The organism is Streptomyces sp. NC-S4 (assembly GCF_054353315.1).
In genome coordinates this window covers 941,528-959,277 of record NZ_CM135937.1, presented here as the reverse complement: position 1 = coordinate 959,277, position 17,750 = coordinate 941,528, and the positions used below count along the sequence as shown (strand labels likewise).

The window sequence follows — 17,750 nt, the reverse complement described above, 5'->3', positions numbered from 1 at the left end:
GCCGGGTCAGGCCGACGCGCGCCGCACCAGCGCGGTGGCGGTGATCACCGGATCGGGCGCGGCCGGCCGCCCGTCCGGACCGCCGTTCAGGCGGCGCATCAGCAGCCGTGCCATCAGGCGGCCCATGCCCTCGATGTCCTGGCGTACGGTCGTCAGCGGCGGGTCGGCGCTCTCCGCCACCGGTTCGGCGTCGTCGAAGCCGACCAGTGCCACGTCCCCGGGCACCGTCCGGCCGCTCTCCCGCAGCACCCGCAGGGCGCCGGTTGCCATCAGGTCGTTCCCGGCGAAGACGGCGTCGATGCCGGCGTCCCGGTCCAGCAGTTCCGCCATCGCGCGGGCCCCGCCCGCCGGGGTGAAGTCCCCCTCGGCGAAGAGGTCGGGCCCGGCGGCCGCCAGTGCGTCCCGGTAGCCGCTCAGCCGGTCGGCCGCCGAGGTCTGGTCGAGCGGGCCGGAGATGTGCGCGATCCGCTTCCGGCCCTGCGCCAGCAGATAGCGCACGGCCTCGCGCGCGCCGCCGCGGTTGTCGGCGTCGACGTAGGCCACGCCTTCGCCCTCGTCCTCCCCGGTCGCCGTGGTCCAGCCGGGCCGCCCGCCGTAGACCGTGGGCATGCCGATGCGGCGGGTGATGGCGGGCAGCGGGTCGTCGGTGTGCAGGGAGAAGGCGAGGGCTCCGTCGACGTGGCCCCCCGCCAGGTAGCGCTCGATCCGCTCGTAGTCGCCGCGGTCCTCGACCAGGAGCAGGACGAGCTGGGTGTCGTGCGCGGTCAGCTCCTTGGCGATGCCGCGGACCTGGCGCGAGAAGAAGGGGTCCGAGAAGATCCGGATCTCCGGCTCGGCGATGATCACCGCGACGGCTCCGGTGCGCCGGGTCACGAGGGTGCGGGCCGCGTGGTTGGGGACGTACCCCAGTACGCGGATCGCCGTGCGCACCCGGTCCACCAGATGTGCGCGGACCCCGTCGCCGCCGTTGACCACACGGGACGCGGTGGCCCGGGACACGCCGGCGTGCGCCGCGACGGCCTCCAGGGTGGGGCGGCTGTCGGGACGCGGCTCGGTCACGGATGCTCCTCCACGGTGCCTGCGGGCGGTGGCCTCGACGGGCAGCAGGGTAACCGGTGATCGCCCGCGGTCGCTGCCCCACCGGCGGGTTACGGCCGGGTGGCGGCCCGCTCCAACAGACCCCGCAGGACGCGCTGTTCCTCCGGGGCGAGGCCCGACAGCGGGGAGTCCACGGCGAGGAGCGCGAGGAGGCGCTCGCGCAGTGCGGTGCCCCCGGCGGTGAGGACGAGCTGCTTCGCACGGCGGTCGGTGGGGTGCGGATGGCGCTCGATCAGGCTCTGCTTCTCCAGCTTGTCGACGACGAAGGTGGTGTTGGAGGGTTCGCAGCTCATGCGTTCGGCGAGCTCGCGCATGGTCATCGGCCCGCTCATCTCCCGCAGCGCGGTCGCCTGCGACGCGGTGAGGCCCAGGGTCGCGGCGCGCTCGCGCACGTGCTCGGCGATCCGCTGGGCCAGTCCGTTCACCAGGCCGCACAGCTGTCGCTCCGCGATGGCCTGCAGCTCCGGGGGCGTCGTCATGGCACCAGCCTAGCAAGTCCATGAAGCCGAAATATTTACAACTTGAATGATTCGAACTTGATGTTTATGGTGATCGTCGCCGCGGCGGACCGCGGCGAACCGATGGCAACTCACAGGAGATGACCCATGGCCGACATGACGGTGGCTCAGGACGTACGACTGCGCCGGCCGGCCGGAATCCGCTCGATACGGCTGGGCGACACCAAGGTGTCCTACGTGCCGGACGGCGACGTACGGCTCCGCCCGCTGTCGCTGCTCCGGGACAGCACCGAGGAGGTGTGGGCCGCGCATCCCGAGTACCTGGACCCCGAGGGCCACCTGGTGGGGAGCGTCGGCGCACTGCTCGTCGAGCACGGCGGCCGCGCCCTGCTGATCGACGCGGGCTTCGGCCCGCAGACGCACGGGGCCCCGGACGGCCCGCTCGCCACGATCCGGGGCGGCGCGCTCCTGCGCAGTCTGGCCGAACTCGGCCGCAGGCCCGAGGACGTCGAGGCGGTGGCCTTCACCCACCTCCACGCCGACCACCTCGGCTGGGCCTGCCACCCCGTGCCCGGCGGTGACCGGCCGGCCTTCGCCCATGCCGACTACCTGGTGTCCGAGCCCGAATGGGAGCGGCGCGACCTCCTGGAGGCCCAGGGCATGGCCGAGCAGGTCGCGGCCCTGGCACCGCGCGTCCGTACGGTCACGGACGGTCAGGAGGTCTTCCCCGGCGTGCGCGTACGGATCACCCCCGGCCACACCGTCGGACACGCCGAGTACGTCATCACCGGCGGCGGGCGCCGTCTGATCGCCTTCGGGGACGCCGTGCACTCGCCCTTCCAGATCGACCACCCCGCGTGGTCCTCGGGCTTCGACCACGACGGAGACCTCACCGCCGGCCACCGCCACCGCCTCGTCGCCGAGCTGGCGGAGCCCGGCACCATCGGCTTCGGCGTCCACTTCGCCGATGTGGTGTTCGGACACGTCCGGCAGGACGGGGAAGGCCCGGCCTGGCGCCCTCTGGACGCGTGACCGGCGGGCCGGGCGGCGGTCAGAATTCGGGGACGAAGGGGAGGTAGTCCGCGCCGGGACCGGAGGGGATCACCGCGTAACTGCTCTCCGGGAGCTCGTTCCACACACCGGGCAGGTCACCGAGCGGCTCGGAGACCACGAGACGGGTCTCGTCCGAGACCTCCCTCAGATACGGCACCTCCGGGTGCAGGTGCCGGACGGTCTCGGCCCGCGAGCTGTAGAACAGCGAGCGGGACTTCCCCTGGCTGGAGTAGCGGAAGGCCCATACGTGCACGCCGTCACTCACCGCCACCGTCATCTGGAGCGGTTCCGCCACGCCGTGCTCCTTGCCGAGGCGCTCCACGAACCCCGCCATCCTGGCCACCGCACCCGGGGCGTCCTGGTCGAGACCGAAAGTCACCGCCAGGTAGAACATCACCTCGGAATCGGTGGACCCCTCGATGGACGGGAAGAGCGCCGGGTCGACGGCCATGCACAGATCGCGCTGCAGCCGGTGGAAGTCCGCGATCGCGCCGTTGTGCATCCACAGCCAGCGTCCGTGGCGGAACGGATGGCAGTTGGACTGCTGGACGGCCGACCCCGTCGAGGCGCGGACGTGCGCGAAGAACAGCGGTGAGCGGACGTGCGCGGCGAGCTCCTGCAGATTGCGGCTGCTCCACGCCGGGCCGACGTCCCGGAAGACCGCCGGGGTGCCGTCGCCGTCCGCGCTGTACCAGCCGATGCCGAAACCGTCGCCGTTGGTCGGTTCGGCGCCCATCTTGGCCCGCAGGCTCTGGTTGATCAGGGAGTGCTCGGGGCGGTAGAGCACGGTGTCGAGGAGCATGGGCGAACCCGAGTAGGCGAGCCAGCGACACATGCGCACCATCCCCTTCGCGACCTGCTCCGAGCCTAACCCCGCTGACGTCGGGGTTCTCGCGGGACAGGCCGTGGGCGGCGGCCGCGGGTCAGGAGAAGAGCCAGCGCGTCTGGCTGTAGCCGCCCTTGCCGAAACCGAAGGCGGTGCCCGGGCGGACCGCGAAGACCACCGCCTCGCCCGCGTCGGGATTCACGAACACGCCGTCCCCCACCTCGAAGTGCCATTCGGCGCCGTACTTTGCCTCCCAGGCGGCGGCGAGCCGGCGCAACCGGTCGGGATCCGTGACCCGCACCGCCTCACCCTCGACGACCAGGTCGAATCCCTCGTGGAGGGTGTTGGTGCCGGTGGTGAGGACGACGTGGGGGTTGGCGCGGAGGTTCTTGGCCTTGCGTTCCCGGGGCCCGGTGCAGAAGTGCAGCGCGCCGTCCGCCCAGACCCCGATCAGCGGGGTGACGTGCGGCCGGGCGTCGGGGCGCACGGTTGTCAGCCAGTACAGCTCCGCCGCGGCCAACCGGGTGACGGCCTCCCGCCAGGGCACGGCCGTCGCCCGTTCGTCGCTGTACCGCGCGTCCAGCTCGGCGCGGGGTTCCTCACGGGGTCCCTCACCGGGTTCCTCGTCGGGCACGGCTGTCCTCCTGCTGCGGACTGTGGCTGCGGTCGGTCACCAGCCTGTCCCGGGACGCCCAGGCCGTCCACCGGGCCCGCGTCCGGCGCCGTCCCCGCGGGGTCCTGCGGGGACGGCGCCGCGCATCAATGGCCGAAGTCGAACCAGTTCACGTTCACGAAGTCGGCGGGCTGGCCGCTGGTGAAGGTCAGGTACACGTCGTGGGTGCCCGTGACCGCGGTGATGTTCGCCGGCACCGTGCGCCAGCTCTGCCAGCCGCCGGTGGAGGCGACCGAGAAGCTGCCGACCGGGGCCGAGGCCCGGTCGTCGAGCCTCACCTCGACCAGTCCGCTGACCCCGCCGGCCGCACCGCTGGCCACGCGCCCGTAGAACTGCCCGGCCGGGGTGGATCCGAAGTCGACGCCCCGGAACAGCGCCCAGTCGCCGTTGCCGATCGCCGCGAGGCCCTGGCCGCCGCCGCTGTCCGTGGTGCTCTCCTTGATCACGCCCGACTGGGCGTCGTACGACTCGGCCTGGATCGCCGTGTACGCGTCGCGGTTACCGGGCGGCGTGGTCGACGGGGTCGTCGGGGGAGTCGTGGGCGGGGTGGTCGGCGGTGTGGTGCCGCCGGTCGAGCGCAGGACGGACACGTAGTCGACGACCATCGCGTGCCCGGGCTGGGTGCCCGCGTCGGGTCCGCCGCCGAAGGCGTCCGGGAATCCGCCGCCCATGGCGACGTTCAGGATGACGAAGTATCCGTGGTTCGTGGCGTTGGTCCAGGTCGTCGCGTCGACCTGGTCGGCCCGCACCGTATGGAAGTTGAAGTCGTCCACGTAGAAGCGCATCTGCTCGACCGCCGTCGAGCGGTCCCACTCGACGGCGTACGTGTGGAAGCCCGCCTGGCAGGTGGCGCCGGGGCAGACGCGCTGCCCGCCGATTCCGGAGGTCTCGTTGCAGGGACCGCCCGGACTCGTGCCGCAGTGCACCGTCGCCCAGACGTTGTTGAGGCCCTGGACGTTCTCCATGATGTCGATCTCGCCGATGCCCGGCCAGTTCCACCAGTTGCCCCGGTAGGGGGCGCCCAGCATCCAGAAGGCCGGCCAGTAGCCCTTGGCGGCCGGGCCCGTCACGTTCGGCATCTGGATGCGGGCCTCCGAACGGAGCTTGCCGCCCGCCGGGGGCTCGAAGTCGGCCCGCCGGGTCTCGACGCGGCCCGACGTCCAGCGGCCGGCGGCGTCCCGGCGCGGGGTGATGCGCAGGTTGCCCATGCCGTCGAGGGAGACGTTGGAGGGGTCGGCGGTCATCGTCTCGATCTCGCCGGTACCGAAGTTGGCGGGTCCGCCGGGGTAGGAGGTGCCGGTGGTGTACTGCCAGTCGGCGGTGTTCACCCCGGACCCCGCGGGGCCGTCGAAGTCGTCGAGGAACACCCGGGACCAGCCGGTGGGCGCGGGGGGAGCCGCGGCGTTCGCGGGCAGGACCACGGCCGCGGCGGCCGTCGCCACCACCGCGATCGTGCTGAGCGCGGCCAACACGGCCCGCCGGGCCGTCGGCCGCTTCCGGCCGGATATCTCGTGCATGGGTGCCCTCTCTGAAGCGCGCCGAGGCGCGGTGCGGGGGGAAGGGTCAGCGCGTCGGGCGGCTTGAGAGCGCTCTCAAGCCGCCGCCGCTGGACACTGTCCTCCGCGCCCTCACGGGCCGTCAAGAGATTGAACCGGCAAGGCATTTGCGGGCATGGCGAGTTCAATCAGTGAACGCGGGGTGTCCCGGTCGCCGGCGTGGCCGCCGACCGGGACACCTGTCGCCGCCGGCCGCCGGCCGGGGGCCGGCGGCGGGACGCTCACCCGTACGGACCCGCTCGCCGCACGTCACACCGGCGGACCGAGCACCTCCTCGGCGCCGGGCAGGTCGTGGACGGAGGCCGCCGTCCCGGTCAGCGGCAGCAGCCCGGACAGCGGGCACGGCACGGGCGTCTCGTGGTCGACCTCCCACTGGCCGACCGCCTTTCCGCCCGCGTGGTCCACGGTGCAGACGGCGTACAGGTTGCCGGCGCAGCCCCGGCACAGCAGCGCCCGGTGGCCGGTCACCACGGCCGGCCCGGAATGCCGCGCACGGCGCGCTCTTGTAGCGTCGGTCGCGACAGGATTCCAGGTGATCCCGCCGGAGTCCGCAGGCCGGTTCGCTCACGCGGAACACGTCCCGTCAGCGCGCCGAGCAACCCGTGTGCCGCCCGCGCCGGAGCCGAGCCGGTCCGCCCCTCGCGACGCGACCGGGCGCACGCGCAGCCCCCGTGAGAGAGGCCGTGCCGATGTCGAAGGATGTCCCGATAGCGAGCCTGCTGCGTGTGGAGCGGGGCGTCGCCGCCCCTGAGGAACTGGCCGCGATCGCGGTCGTCGTCGCGTGTTACGCAGGGCGGACCTCCGGCGGCGGCGACGCGGCCGCAGGCGCCGGGCCCGGCCGTCGGCGCACCGCCGCGCCCGCCGCCGCCGGCTGCTGGGCAGGTTGCTGGGCCTGCCACTGAACCGCTTCCGCCGGCCGCACGCACGGCCGGCGGAACCGGGGACGAGGTCCTCACGCCCGGCGCAGCACCGTCGAGAGGACCTCGCGCAGCGTCGCCGCGGCATCGGCCACGGCTCCCTCCGAGCGCCAGGCCACGAATCCGTCCGGCCGTACGAGCACGGCGCCCTCGGCGCTCATCGCGTGGACCTCGGTCCAGTCGGAGCGCCCCTCCTGGACCAGGTCCGCACCCGGCCCGGAGCCGATGCTGTAGGCCTCCAGCCGCACCCGCAGCTGCCCGGCCACCCGCTGGGCGGCCTCCTGCCACGGCGTCCCCGCCCCGCTGAGCAGCACGAAGGAGCGCTCGTAGAGGTCCAGGGTGGAGATCCGCTCACCCGACCGGGTCACCCACATGTGCGGGGCCCGGGTCCCGGTGTCGCCGACCAGCCGCAGGTTCTCCGGGATGACGGGCCGTCCGGGCTCGCCGTCGACGAGCGCGCCCTGCGGGTAGGCGTAGCCCATGGCGGTGGTCAGGACCCCGCTGCCCGGCCCGCCGCCCATGGTGGGCGGCGGCGCGTACCCCGGGTGGCTGTGTTCCGCGGAACGGGCCGACGCACGCTCGCTGGTGGCCCGTGCCACCGGCAGCCGCTCGGCCTCGTAGGTGTCGAGCAGCCCGATGCCGGCCGAGCCGTCCAGTACCGCGGCGATCTTCCACGCCAGGTTGTGCGCGTCCTGGATCCCCGTGTTGGAGCCGAACGCCCCGGTGGGGGACATCTCGTGGGCCGCGTCCCCGGCCAGGAACACCCGTCCGGACGAATACCGCTGCGCCACCCGTTCGGCCGCATGCCACGGGGCCTTGCCGCCGATCCTCACGTCCAGGTCGGGTACGCCGATCGCGTCGCGGATCTGGTCCACGCACCGCTCGTCGGTGAAGTCCTCCAGGGTCTCGCCCTGCTCCGGGTGCCACGGGGCGTGGAAGACCCACTGCGTCTTGTTGTCCACGGGCAGCAGCGCCCCGTCCGCTCCGGGGCGGATCAGGTAGCAGACGATGAAGCGCAGGTCGCCCAGCACCTCGACGAGCTTCTCCGAGCGGAACGTGACGCTCACGTTGTGGAACAGCTCGCCGTTACCCGTCTGGGGGATCCGCAGCTGCTCCCTGACGGGACTGCGCGGCCCGTCCGCGGCGATCAGGAAGTCGGCGCGCACGGTGATGTGCTCGCCCGTCTCCCGGTCCTTCACCACGGCGTTCACCCCCGTGGGGTCCTGGTCGAAACTCATCAGCTCGGTGGCGAACCGGATGTCCGCGCCCAGCTCACGGCTCTGTTCGGCCAGCACCGGCTCGATGTTGTTCTGGCTGCACAGACACCAGCCGGTCGGGCTGAACCGGGCCAGTGCCCCGGCCGGATCGATCGACTTGACCAGCCAGTTGTGGTCGCCGTCGATCAGCGACCGGGCCTGCAGAATGCCCTGATTTCCCTCCAGTACGGACGCCGCCCGGCGGATCGCGCGCTCCGCCCCTGCCGTGCGGAACAGCTCCATCGTCCGGGCGTTGATGCCACGGCCCCGCGGGTGTGCGGAGGTGCCGGAGTGCTTCTCGACCAGCAGGTGCCTCACTCCGTGGCGGCTCAGGAAAAGCGAGGTGGACAGGCCCACGAGGGAGCCGCCCACGACGAGAACCGGTACGCGAACATCGGCGTTGTCTTCCATCAGCTGCGGGCTCCTGTTTTCTGTGTGGGGGAGTGGACTCTTTATGCCCCCGATCCGGGATGAGGCCCAGTTGATTCGCCGGTTGTCACCCGCTTGATCCGGACATGTAGCGGTACGTCCCCACCCGGACGACGATGAGCGACAGCGGCTCCCCCTGAGACGCGCCGGCCTGCCCCCCACCGAGGCGGCCGCCGGCCCGGGCGGACGCCACCGGTGACGGACGAGGGGTCCGTACGCGATGGATCTCCACCCCCTCATGAAGGAGTGAGTAGATGACAACCACCCTGTCCGAACGGGTGTCGCAGTCAGCCTTCGACGGCTCCATGCTCCGGGTCGTCCTGCTGATGGATCTCCACGAGGGGACCCAGCAGCAGTTCTTCGAGGCGTACGAACAGCTCCGCCACGACATCGCGTCGGTTCCGGGCCACATCAGCGACCAGCTGTGCCAGTCCTTCGAGAATCCCTCCCAATGGCTCATCACCAGCGAGTGGGAAAGCGCCCCGCAGTACCTCGCATGGGTCAACAGTGAGCATCACGCCGAACAGGTGAAGCCGCTCGGCGCGTGCGCCCGGGCCATGCGCCCGCTCAAGTTCACCGTCCTGCGCGAGACCGGCCGCGGCTACGGCCAGGAGTCCCGCCCGGCCACGGCGCGCCTGCAGCAGACCCCCCGGCTGGGGGCCGGCATCGTGCGCCACGCCCTCACCTTCACCGTCAAGCCGGGAAGCGAGCGGGACGTCGCCGCCATCCTCTCCAGCTACGCCTCCCCGGAGGCCCGGGTCGACGACCACACCCGCCTGTGCCGCACCTCCCTGTTCATGCACGGCAACCGGGTCGTGCGGACGGTCGAGGTCCAGGGCGACCTGATGGCGGCCCTGCGGCACGTCTCCGAGCAGCCCGAAGTACGGGCCGTCGAGGAGGCCATCAACCCCTACCTCGAACAGAACCGGAACCTGAACGACCCCGAGTCCGCGCGCATGTTCTTCATGCGGGCGGCGCTCCCGGCGGTCCACCACATCGCCGCACCCGAGCCCGAGTCCGCCGAGGTCCAGCGGCACGCGCTCTTCTACCCGGCCAAGCCCGGCTGCGGCGCCGCACTCGCCAAGTTCCTGGCGCGCCAGGACGAAGCGGCAGCGCGCCACTCCGGCAGCCCCGTTCGGAGCAGCAGCATCTTCCAGCGTGACGACATCGTCGTCCGGCTCATCGACGTCCGGGGCCCGTTCGACGCCGAGCCCGACACCACCTTCGGCGTCTCGGGGCCGCGCAAGGCGGCGGTGCTCGACCGGCTGACGGCCCGGGCCGGCAGGCGGGTCCGTACCGCCGGCCACACCATGAACCTGATCACGGACCGCCGGGCACCCGCGGACTCCTGATCCTCCCCGGCCCTCCGGCCCACCGCTCCACCCGTTCCACCCGCTCCACCCCCGATCCCGACCCATCCGTACCCAGGCTCTCCCCACACGCAGGAGGAACCCGCCATGACCCAACAGCGCCCACGCATCGTGGACCTCAGCGAGACGCCCCCCAACCGTCGGCGCGGCGGCGACCTGAGGGCGGTGCTCACCCCGACCTCCGTGGGTTCCACCAGCGGCTTCATGGGCCTGGCGATCATGGCCCCCGGGGAGTCGATCGCGGAGCACTACCACCCGTACTCCGAGGAGTTCGTCTACGTGGTCAGCGGCCGGCTGGAGGTCGACCTCGACGGCGAGGCCCACCCGCTGCGCACCGACCAGGGACTCCTCGTCCCGCTCAACGTGCGCCACCGCTTCCGGAACGTGGGGGACACCGAGGCCCGCATGGTCTTCCACCTCGGCCCGCTCGCTCCGCGCCCCGAACTCGGCCACGTGGACACCGAGCAGGCCCCGCACCCGGAGAGCACCGCGTGGGAGCAGCCGCCGGACCGTACGGGAGCGGTCTCGTGACCCGCCGGCGGGTGGCGGTCACCGGAGTCGGCGTCGTCGCGCCCGGCGGGATCGGCGTCCGTGACTTCTGGGACCTGCTCTCCAACGGCCGAACGGCGACACGCGGGATCAGCCTCTTCGACGCGGCCGGGTTCCGCTCCCGGATAGCCGCCGAGGTCGACTTCGACCCCGCCGCGCACGGCCTCGAGCCGGGTGAGGCGGACCGGGCGGACCGCTACATCCAGTTCGCCCTGGTGGCCGCCCGGGAGGCGGTGAAGGACGCGGGACTCGACCTCACCACCGACGAGGCCTGGCGTACCGGAGTCTCCCTCGGCACCGCCGTCGGCGGCACCACCCGGCTGGAGCACGACTACGTGGCCGTCAGCCAGTCCGGCGCCTGGTGGGACGTGGACCACAAGAGGGCCGGCCCGTTCCTGCACCGGGCGTTCACCCCCGCCACCCTCGCCTCCGCCGTCGCGGAGCAGACGGGCGCGCGGGGCCCGGTCCAGACGGTCTCCACCGGCTGCACCTCAGGACTCGACGCCATCGGGTACGCCGTGCACTCCATCGCGGAGGGCCGGATGGACGTGTGCATCGCGGGTGCCTCCGACTCACCCATATCGCCCATCACCGTGGCCTGCTTCGACGCCATCAAGGCGACCTCGCCGAACAACGACGACCCGGCCCACGCCTCCCGGCCGTTCGACGCCGACCGGGACGGGTTCGTCCTCGGCGAGGGCGGCGCCGTCCTCGTACTCGAAGAGCTGGAACACGCCCGCGCCCGCGGTGCGACCGTCTACTGCGAGATCGGCGGCTACGCCACCTTCGGCAACGCCCACCACATGACCGGGCTGACCGCCGAGGGCCTGGAGATGGCCCGGGCCATCGAAACCGCCCTCGCCGAGGCCGGCGTCGCCGCCGACGAGATCGACTACGTCAACGCGCACGGCTCCGGCACCAAGCAGAACGACCGCCACGAGACCGCGGCGGTCAAGCGGGTCCTGGGCGACCACGCCTACAAGACGCCGATGACCTCCATCAAATCCATGGTGGGGCACTCCCTCGGCGCGATCGGCGCCATCGAACTCGCGGCCTGCGTACTCGCCATGACCCACCAGGTGGTACCGCCGACGGCGAACTACGAGACGCCCGACCCCGAGTGCGACCTGGACTACGTACCCCGCGTCGCCCGCGGCCGGAAGCTGCGCAGCGTGCTCTCGGTCGGCAGCGGCTTCGGCGGATTCCAGTCCGCCGTGGTCATGACCCGGCCGAAGGAGGAGGTCTCGTGACCAGCCGTACGGTCATCACGGGCATCGGCGTCGTCGCGCCCAACGGCGTGGGCGCCGACGCCTTCTGGAAGGCGACCCAGTCCGGACTCAACGTACTGGACCGGGTCACCAGGGCGGGCTGCGAGCACCTGCCGCTGCGCGTCGCGGGCGAGGTCCGGGGCTTCGACCCCGGCGCGATGGTCGAGGACCGCTTCCTCGTCCAGACCGACCGCTTCACCCACCACGCCCTCGCCGCGGCCGACCTGGCCCTGGAGGACGCCCGGCTCGGCCGGGCCGACTACGAGGGCGATCCCTTCTCCGTGGGCGTCGTCACCGCCGCCGGATCCGGCGGCGGCGAGTTCGGCCAGCGCGAGCTCCAGCACCTCTGGGAGCAGGGGCCGCGCTTCGTGGGCCCGTACCAGTCGATCGCCTGGTTCTACGCGGCGAGCACCGGCCAGATCTCCATCCGGCGCGGGCTGAAGGGCCCCTGCGGGGTCGTGGCCAGCGACGAGGCGGGCGGACTGGACGCCTTCGCGCACGCCGTCCGCGGGATCCGCCAGGGCAGCCGGGCCATGCTGGTCGGGGCGACGGAGGCACCGCTGGCGCCGTACTCCATCGTCTGCCAGCTGGAGTACGAGGGGCTGAGCACGGGGGAGGACCCCGAGCGCGCCTACCGGCCGTTCACCGACAAGGCCTGCGGATTCGTCCCCGCCGAGGGCGGCGCGATGTTCGTCGTGGAGGACGAGGCAGAGGCCGTCCGCCGCGGCGCCACCGTACGGGCCGTCCTGGCCGGCCACGGCGCGACCTTCACGGGCACCCGCCGGCGGGACACCGCCGGCGAAGGCCTGGCCCACGCCATCCGCGGCGCCCTCCGGGAAGCCGGCTGCGCGCCCGAGGAGATCGACGTGGTCTTCGCCGACGCCATCGGGACCCCGGAGGCCGACGCCGCCGAGGCGGCCGCCATCGCCGACGCCCTCGGCGCGTACGGGCGGAAGGTGCCGGTCACGGCGCCCAAGTCCGGTACGGGCAGGGCGTACTGCGCGGCTCCCGCCCTCGACACCGCGGCCGCGGTCCTGGCGTTGGAGCACGGCATCGTCCCGCCGACCCCGAACGTCTACGACGTGTGCCACGACCTCGACGTGGTGACCGGCAGTGCCCGCCCCGCGGAGCTGCGCACCGCGCTGGTGCTCAGCCGCGGCCGGATGGGGTCGAACTCCGCGCTCGTCGTCCGCAAGGGCGCGTAGGAAGAAGGGAGAACCGAGATGTCCGACCGACTGACCCTGGTGGAACTGGCGGCCCTCATGAAGAAGGCCGGCATCACCGTCGATCCCTCCGACCTGGCGAGCCGTCCGCACTCCGCCTTCGACGAGTACGGCCTCGATTCGCTGGGCCTGCTCGGGATCGTCGGCGAACTGGAGAACCGGCGGGGGCGGGCCCTGCCCACCCACGCCGACCGCTGCAAGACCCCCGGGGAATTCCTCGACCTCGTCAACCACAGTCTGATGACAGGAGCCTGACATGCCGGGACACACCGAGAACGAGATCACCGTCAACGCGCCCGTGGACCTCGTCTGGGAGATGACCAACGATCTCCCCAGCTGGCCGCAGCTGTTCAGCGAGTACGCCTCCCTGGAGGTGCTCGAGGAGCAGGGCGACACCACCCGCTTCCGCCTGACCATGCACCCCGACGAGAACGGCAAGGTGTGGAGCTGGGTCTCGGAGCGGACCGTCGACCGCAAGGGCCTCACGGTCCGTGCCCGGCGGGTGGAGACCGGCCCGTTCGCGCACATGGACATCCACTGGCAGTACTTCAAGGTGCCCGGTGGCACCCGGATGAAGTGGACCCAGGACTTCGCGATGAAGCCGGACGCCCCCGTCGACGACGCGTGGATGACCGACAACATCAACCGCAACTCCCCGATCCAGATGGCGCTCATCCGGGACAAGATCGAGAAGCGTCAGCGCGAGGGCCGCGCCCCCGCCGTCAGCCGAGTCTGAGAAGAGAGGCGAACACCCGGATGAACCAGACGCACCGCGCTCTCATCGTCGCCCGGATGGCGCCGGGCTCGGCGCCGGACATCGCCGACCTCTTCAGGGGCTCGGACGCGGGTGAACTCCCGCACCTGGTAGGGGTCACGCGCCGCAGCCTCTTCCAGTTCGGCGACGTCTACCTGCACCTGATCGAGTCGGACCGGCCGCCCGGCCCGGCCATCGCGAAGGTCACCGAGCACCCGGAGTTCCAGAACCTCAGCGAGCGGCTGACCGCCTACATCAGCCCGCACGACCCGGACACCTGGCGCAGCCCGAAGGACGCCATGGCCCACGAGTTCTACCGCTGGGAGAACCCCGGCGCGAAGTGACCCGCGGCCCGGACGGGACCCGCACACCGGAGTGTGCGGGTCCCGCCGCGTGTGGCCGACCGAAGCAGGAAGCAGGAAGCAGGAAGCAGCAAGCCGGAAGAGAGCAGGAGCAGACGGCATGAACCCGAACGACACCGACCACTTCCCGGCGGATCCGGCCCGTCCGCACGACGGCGAGCACGCCCGTACCTCCCTGCACGTGCTCGTCCTGTCCGGTTCCTCCCGCACCGGATCGGTCAATGCCCGCCTCGGCTCCCTGGTCGCCGCGCTGGTGTCCCGGGCGGGCGCCACCGCACGGGCCGTCACCCTCGGCGACTTCCCGATGCCGCCGTACGACGGCGACGTGGAGGCCGACGAGGGACTGCCCGAAGGGGCCCGGGCCCTGTGCGCGCGGATCGAGGCCGCGCAGGCGCTGATCATCGCCTCCCCCGAGTACAACGCCTCCGTGCCGGGCGTGCTCAAGAACGCCATCGACTGGGTCTCCCGCTACCGCCCGCAGCCCTTCAAGGACAAGCAGACCCTGCTGGTGTCGGCCTCGCCCTCGATGGTCGGCGGCAACCGCGGGCTGTGGGCCCTGCGCGTACCGCTGGAACACCTCGGCGCGCGCGTCTACCCGGACATGTTCAGCCTGGCGGGCGCCCACCAGGCGTTCGCCGAGGACGGCGCCCTCACCGACCCGGGCCTCGGCGAGCGCCTCACCAGTACGATCGGCTCCTTCCTCGACCTCGTCGAGGCGGACACCCGCTACCTGTGCCTGCAGCGTCGCTGGTACGAGTTCCTGGGCGACCGCACCGACGCCCCCGTGACCTCGCGCGCCCAGGACTGATCATCATCGGCCACAGGGGGTGAGTTATGTTGGGCGCGAGTGACATGAGTTAGGGAGGCCCTCGAGTGTCATCGGGGCAGCAGGCACGCGCACAAGCGGCTGCGATCACACCAGGGGGTCAGTCGTCCGAAGAGGTTCGCCCTCCGGCCGACCGGCTCCTCGCGCTTTTCGACGGACGCCGCCTGTCACCGGGCCAGCGCCGCATCGCCCAGTACCTGATCGACCACCTCACCGAGGCCGCGTTCCTCTCGATCACCGAACTGGCCGAACGGGTGGGCGTGAGCCAGCCCTCCGTGACCCGCTTCGCCGCCTCGCTCGGCTTCAGCGGCTACCCCGCCCTGCGCGACGTGCTGCAGCCGATCGCGCTGAGCGCCGTCGCCGGCGCCCCGGACACCCGGGCGCAGATCCGCCGCAACGAGCTGCAGGAAGCCGTCGACGCCGAGATCGAGAACCTGGAGAACGTGCGCAGGCTGCTCGCCGACACCGACCAGGTGCTGGACATCGGCCGTGAGCTGGCCGCCTCCGTGCCGCTGACCATCCTCGGCCTGCGCATCTCGGTCTCGCTCGCCGAGTACTTCGCGTACGCGGCCCGGCGCATCCACCCCGACGTGCGCCTGGTGACCCGCGGCGGCAGCGTCGCCTTCGACGCGCTGCTGCAGTCCAGGGCGGCCGGCGGGACCTGGGTGCTGGCCTTCGCCATGCCGCGGCACGCCAAGGAGACCCTGGCCGCCATCCGCGCCGCGCGCAGTACGGGGCTGCGTGTGGTCCTGATCACGGACCCCACCCTGGGGCCGCTGGTGGACGAGGCGGACGTGGCACTGACGGCGGGCACCGGGTCACGGCTGGTTTTCGACTCGTACGCGGCCCCCGGAATGCTGTCCGCGGCCCTGTTGCAGGCGATGGCCGACGCCGACCCGGAACGGACCCAGGCCCGGCTGGAGGGCTACGAGCACGTGGCCGACCAGCACGGCTTCTTCCTCTAGCCCCTCCTGGCCTGCTTCACCAGGCGATATTCAGCCCTCGAAGTGCATGAAATTTTTCATACTCTTGCTTACTCGACGGTATATATGTTTACTGACGACGGCGCTCCGGATCCACCAGATGCCAAGGAGGACCCCCATGTCCTCCCGAACGTACTCGCGGTACGGCGAACCTCCTCAGGTCGAGGCCGCGTGACGGGTCCAGGCTTTGGATCCCCGCAGAGCGCCCATGGCGGCCTCGGTCAACCCCTGGGCCGAGGCCGCCCCCCAAGAACGTCTCGATCAGAGTTCGACACCACTCGGAAGTGACGAGAATGCCTCAGACGGCCACGTTTACCCTCAGCCCTGACTGGCCCATGCAGGTCAAGGCACCCGGGACGCACGACTGGGAGCGCACGGCCACCCGCTGGCTGCGGGATCTGCTCCCGGCCCGCTACGGCGGCTACCTGACCCTCACCCGCCACCACGCCCTCCTGGCCCGCCACGTCCAGCTCCAGCTGCAGCACGAGATGCGCGCGGTGCGGACGGCCCTGCAGACCAGCCGCGCCGAGCTGCCCACCATGGGCATCGCCGAGTCGGTCATCGAGAACTCGATCAGGATGTACGCCGTCGAGCTGGAGCAGCTGGGCCGGCTCGCCCGTGGCGCACGCCTCGTGTCCGACGCGCTCCTCGTCGGCACCCCCGCCCAGCGCAGGCGCTGACCTGCCTCAGGGCCTCTGCGTCGGCTGCCAGGAGCGGAGCCGGGCGGCCACGTCGAAGACCGTGGCGCGCAGCATGCGGATGTCGGTGATGAGGTCGCGCCACTGCTCGTAGGTGGCGTCCACCGCCTTGCCGGAGGCCTCGATGTACGCGACGGCGACCCCGTAGGCGAAGTACTCGTTGGAGTCGGGGAGCGGCCGGAGCAGCACGATCGCGTCGAGCAGTGCGGCCGCGCGCCAGTAGGCGTCGGGGTCGTCCACTTCCAGGCTCGGCGTGTTCACCCGGTGCCGGGCCACGGCGGCGACCAGGGCGGAGTGGTCGGCCACCGCCACGTCCTTGAACAGCGCCTCCTGCCGCTCCAGCAGCCAGCGGTGATCGATGTGCAGTTCCACGCCTTCGAGTATCCCCGCCCGGGGCCCGGCCGTGGGGCTTTTCCGGTCGGGCGGGGACGCGCGCGGGATTACGGCTTGGGCAGCGTGCAGCCCGGGCGGTTCAGGTCGATCCTGTTGCCGGGGGCTATGCAGGGGACGACGATGTACGTCTGTTGCGCGTAGTTGATGCCCTGGCGGACCGTCACGTTGCCGTTCTGGTCGACCTCGCACGGGTTGTTCACCGTGCAGCGGGCGCCGTCCTCGTTGCCCGTGTTGTTGACGGCGACGACTTTGCCGGTGGCCGTGTCGACCACCGGTGACCCGGAGGTGCCGCCGATGGTGTTGCAGGCGGAGGTGTAGCGGACCGAATCCTTCCAGGTCCAGTCGCCCTCCTTGAGGCGGTAGGCGAAGCCGTCCACGTTGCAGCTGTAGATCCGCTTCCAGTAGCCGGAGACCACCTTGATCGCCGAGCCCTGGGCCGGGCGCGCGCCGTCGAGGGTCAGGGCGGTGATGCCGTACTGGCTCTGGATCTGGGCGTAGGTCCGGGTGAGCTGGTAGATCGAGATGTCGGTGTCGGTCATCGTCGCGTACGCGATCTTGCTGGCGCGGAGCGTACCGACCTTGGATCCCGCCGAGTTGAGCAGCGAGAACGAGCGGCTGGACGGGCGGTCCCTGACGACCTCGCCGGCCGCCGGGAAGCCCGACTCCAGGCAGTGCCCGTTGGACAGGACCAGCGCGAAGTCGTTCGGCTGGGAGCCGGGCGCCCGGACGACGGAACCGGAACAGTTGCTGAGGGCCACGGTGCCGGCGAAGTCGACGGCGAGGGCGGTGGCCTCGGGGGCGGACGCGGTGGTGGCGGGTGCGGTGGTGGTGGTGTTGGGCGCGGCCACGGCGGGGGTGGCCGCCGCTCCCAGGAGGAGCAGGGAGAGTAAGGCGCCGGTGAGAGGCTTGTTCATGTGGGGGTTCCCCTCTGCTGACAATGCGACCGAAGATCCTCCGGTTGTCATGCGCATTGTTGGTATCCCGACTTCAAGTCGCAAGACCGCATGGCCGGTTGACGACGGTGCCGGGAGAGGGGTCCCGGGCGGCCCCGAGCGCGC

General features: G+C 71.8%; 21 protein-coding genes. 12 read left to right on the top strand and 9 right to left on the bottom strand.

Going from position 1 to position 17,750, the window contains the following annotated elements:
- Window positions 1-6: 6 nt before the first annotated feature.
- The gene (locus ACXNSR_RS03905) at window positions 7-1,059 is read right to left on the bottom strand and encodes a LacI family DNA-binding transcriptional regulator (RefSeq protein WP_458640734.1); all 1,053 of its coding nucleotides are present in this window, start codon (window positions 1,057-1,059) and stop codon (window positions 7-9) included.
- 89 nt (window positions 1,060-1,148) lie between these two features.
- On the bottom strand, window positions 1,149-1,577 hold the full coding sequence (locus tag ACXNSR_RS03900) for a MarR family winged helix-turn-helix transcriptional regulator (protein WP_458640733.1): 429 nt from the start codon (window positions 1,575-1,577) through the stop codon (window positions 1,149-1,151).
- 126 nt (window positions 1,578-1,703) lie between these two features.
- Between ACXNSR_RS03900 and ACXNSR_RS03895 the strand changes: the two genes are divergently transcribed.
- Window positions 1,704-2,588 carry an MBL fold metallo-hydrolase gene (locus ACXNSR_RS03895; protein WP_458640732.1) on the top strand — a complete coding sequence of 295 codons (885 nt, stop codon included), beginning with the start codon at window positions 1,704-1,706 and terminating at the stop codon, window positions 2,586-2,588.
- A gap of 19 nt (window positions 2,589-2,607) precedes the next feature.
- Here the strand turns inward: ACXNSR_RS03895 and ACXNSR_RS03890 are convergent, their stop codons facing one another.
- The 4 genes from ACXNSR_RS03890 to ACXNSR_RS03875 form a co-directional block, all read right to left on the bottom strand.
- Window positions 2,608-3,444: a class II glutamine amidotransferase gene (locus tag ACXNSR_RS03890; RefSeq protein WP_458640731.1), complete on the bottom strand. Its 837-nt coding sequence runs from the start codon at window positions 3,442-3,444 to the stop codon at window positions 2,608-2,610.
- 88 nt (window positions 3,445-3,532) lie between these two features.
- Complete coding sequence (locus tag ACXNSR_RS03885) at window positions 3,533-4,069, bottom strand: pyridoxamine 5'-phosphate oxidase family protein (protein WP_458640730.1); 537 nt, start codon at window positions 4,067-4,069, stop codon at window positions 3,533-3,535.
- Between the two features lie 125 nt (window positions 4,070-4,194).
- On the bottom strand, window positions 4,195-5,625 hold the full coding sequence (locus ACXNSR_RS03880; RefSeq protein WP_458640729.1) for a glycoside hydrolase family 16 protein: 1,431 nt from the start codon (window positions 5,623-5,625) through the stop codon (window positions 4,195-4,197).
- 288 nt (window positions 5,626-5,913) lie between these two features.
- Complete coding sequence (locus ACXNSR_RS03875; protein WP_458640728.1) at window positions 5,914-6,135, bottom strand: hypothetical protein; 222 nt, start codon at window positions 6,133-6,135, stop codon at window positions 5,914-5,916.
- A 218-nt stretch (window positions 6,136-6,353) separates the two neighbouring features.
- Here ACXNSR_RS03875 and ACXNSR_RS03870 point away from each other — a divergent pair, with 218 nt between their 5' ends.
- Window positions 6,354-6,566: an acyl-CoA carboxylase subunit epsilon gene (locus ACXNSR_RS03870; RefSeq protein ID WP_458640727.1), complete on the top strand. Its 213-nt coding sequence runs from the start codon at window positions 6,354-6,356 to the stop codon at window positions 6,564-6,566.
- A 50-nt stretch (window positions 6,567-6,616) separates the two neighbouring features.
- Here the strand turns inward: ACXNSR_RS03870 and ACXNSR_RS03865 are convergent, their stop codons facing one another.
- A complete protein-coding gene (locus ACXNSR_RS03865) occupies window positions 6,617-8,248 on the bottom strand; it encodes an FAD-dependent oxidoreductase (protein ID WP_458640726.1) in 1,632 nt (543 codons plus the stop codon).
- Between the two features lie 272 nt (window positions 8,249-8,520).
- Between ACXNSR_RS03865 and ACXNSR_RS03860 the strand changes: the two genes are divergently transcribed.
- The 10 genes from ACXNSR_RS03860 (at window position 8,521) to ACXNSR_RS03815 (ending at window position 16,281) form a co-directional block, all read left to right on the top strand.
- Window positions 8,521-9,618: a SchA/CurD-like domain-containing protein gene (locus ACXNSR_RS03860; RefSeq protein WP_458640725.1), complete on the top strand. Its 1,098-nt coding sequence runs from the start codon at window positions 8,521-8,523 to the stop codon at window positions 9,616-9,618.
- 105 nt (window positions 9,619-9,723) lie between these two features.
- Entirely contained in the window at window positions 9,724-10,167 is a 444-nt protein-coding gene (locus tag ACXNSR_RS03855) for a cupin domain-containing protein (RefSeq protein WP_150255520.1), read from the top strand.
- Window positions 10,164-11,435 (top strand): beta-ketoacyl-[acyl-carrier-protein] synthase family protein, encoded by a 1,272-nt coding sequence (locus ACXNSR_RS03850; RefSeq protein WP_458640724.1) that lies wholly within the window; start codon window positions 10,164-10,166, stop codon window positions 11,433-11,435. Before ACXNSR_RS03855 ends, ACXNSR_RS03850 begins: the two co-directional genes overlap by 4 nt.
- On the top strand, window positions 11,432-12,658 hold the full coding sequence (locus ACXNSR_RS03845; protein WP_458640723.1) for a beta-ketoacyl synthase N-terminal-like domain-containing protein: 1,227 nt from the start codon (window positions 11,432-11,434) through the stop codon (window positions 12,656-12,658). Before ACXNSR_RS03850 ends, ACXNSR_RS03845 begins: the two co-directional genes overlap by 4 nt.
- An 18-nt stretch (window positions 12,659-12,676) precedes the next feature.
- Window positions 12,677-12,931: an acyl carrier protein gene (locus ACXNSR_RS03840; protein ID WP_458640722.1), complete on the top strand. Its 255-nt coding sequence runs from the start codon at window positions 12,677-12,679 to the stop codon at window positions 12,929-12,931.
- 1 nt (window position 12,932) lies between these two features.
- Window positions 12,933-13,412 carry an SRPBCC family protein gene (locus ACXNSR_RS03835; RefSeq protein ID WP_458640721.1) on the top strand — a complete coding sequence of 160 codons (480 nt, stop codon included), beginning with the start codon at window positions 12,933-12,935 and terminating at the stop codon, window positions 13,410-13,412.
- A gap of 20 nt (window positions 13,413-13,432) precedes the next feature.
- Window positions 13,433-13,774 (top strand): TcmI family type II polyketide cyclase, encoded by a 342-nt coding sequence (locus tag ACXNSR_RS03830; protein WP_327733771.1) that lies wholly within the window; start codon window positions 13,433-13,435, stop codon window positions 13,772-13,774.
- A 118-nt stretch (window positions 13,775-13,892) separates the two neighbouring features.
- Window positions 13,893-14,600, top strand: coding sequence for an NADPH-dependent FMN reductase (locus ACXNSR_RS03825; RefSeq protein WP_458640720.1), 708 nt, complete (start codon window positions 13,893-13,895; stop codon window positions 14,598-14,600).
- Window positions 14,601-14,665: 65 nt separating this feature from the next.
- On the top strand, window positions 14,666-15,583 hold the full coding sequence (locus ACXNSR_RS03820; protein WP_458640719.1) for a MurR/RpiR family transcriptional regulator: 918 nt from the start codon (window positions 14,666-14,668) through the stop codon (window positions 15,581-15,583).
- 311 nt (window positions 15,584-15,894) lie between these two features.
- Entirely contained in the window at window positions 15,895-16,281 is a 387-nt protein-coding gene (locus tag ACXNSR_RS03815) for a hypothetical protein (protein ID WP_189742770.1), read from the top strand.
- Between the two features lie 6 nt (window positions 16,282-16,287).
- Here ACXNSR_RS03815 and ACXNSR_RS03810 read toward each other — a convergent pair whose 3' ends face one another.
- Complete coding sequence (locus ACXNSR_RS03810) at window positions 16,288-16,671, bottom strand: hypothetical protein (RefSeq protein WP_030725697.1); 384 nt, start codon at window positions 16,669-16,671, stop codon at window positions 16,288-16,290.
- Between the two features lie 68 nt (window positions 16,672-16,739).
- On the bottom strand, window positions 16,740-17,606 hold the full coding sequence (locus tag ACXNSR_RS03805; protein WP_458640718.1) for a S1 family peptidase: 867 nt from the start codon (window positions 17,604-17,606) through the stop codon (window positions 16,740-16,742).
- Between the last annotated feature and the right edge of the window lie 144 nt (window positions 17,607-17,750).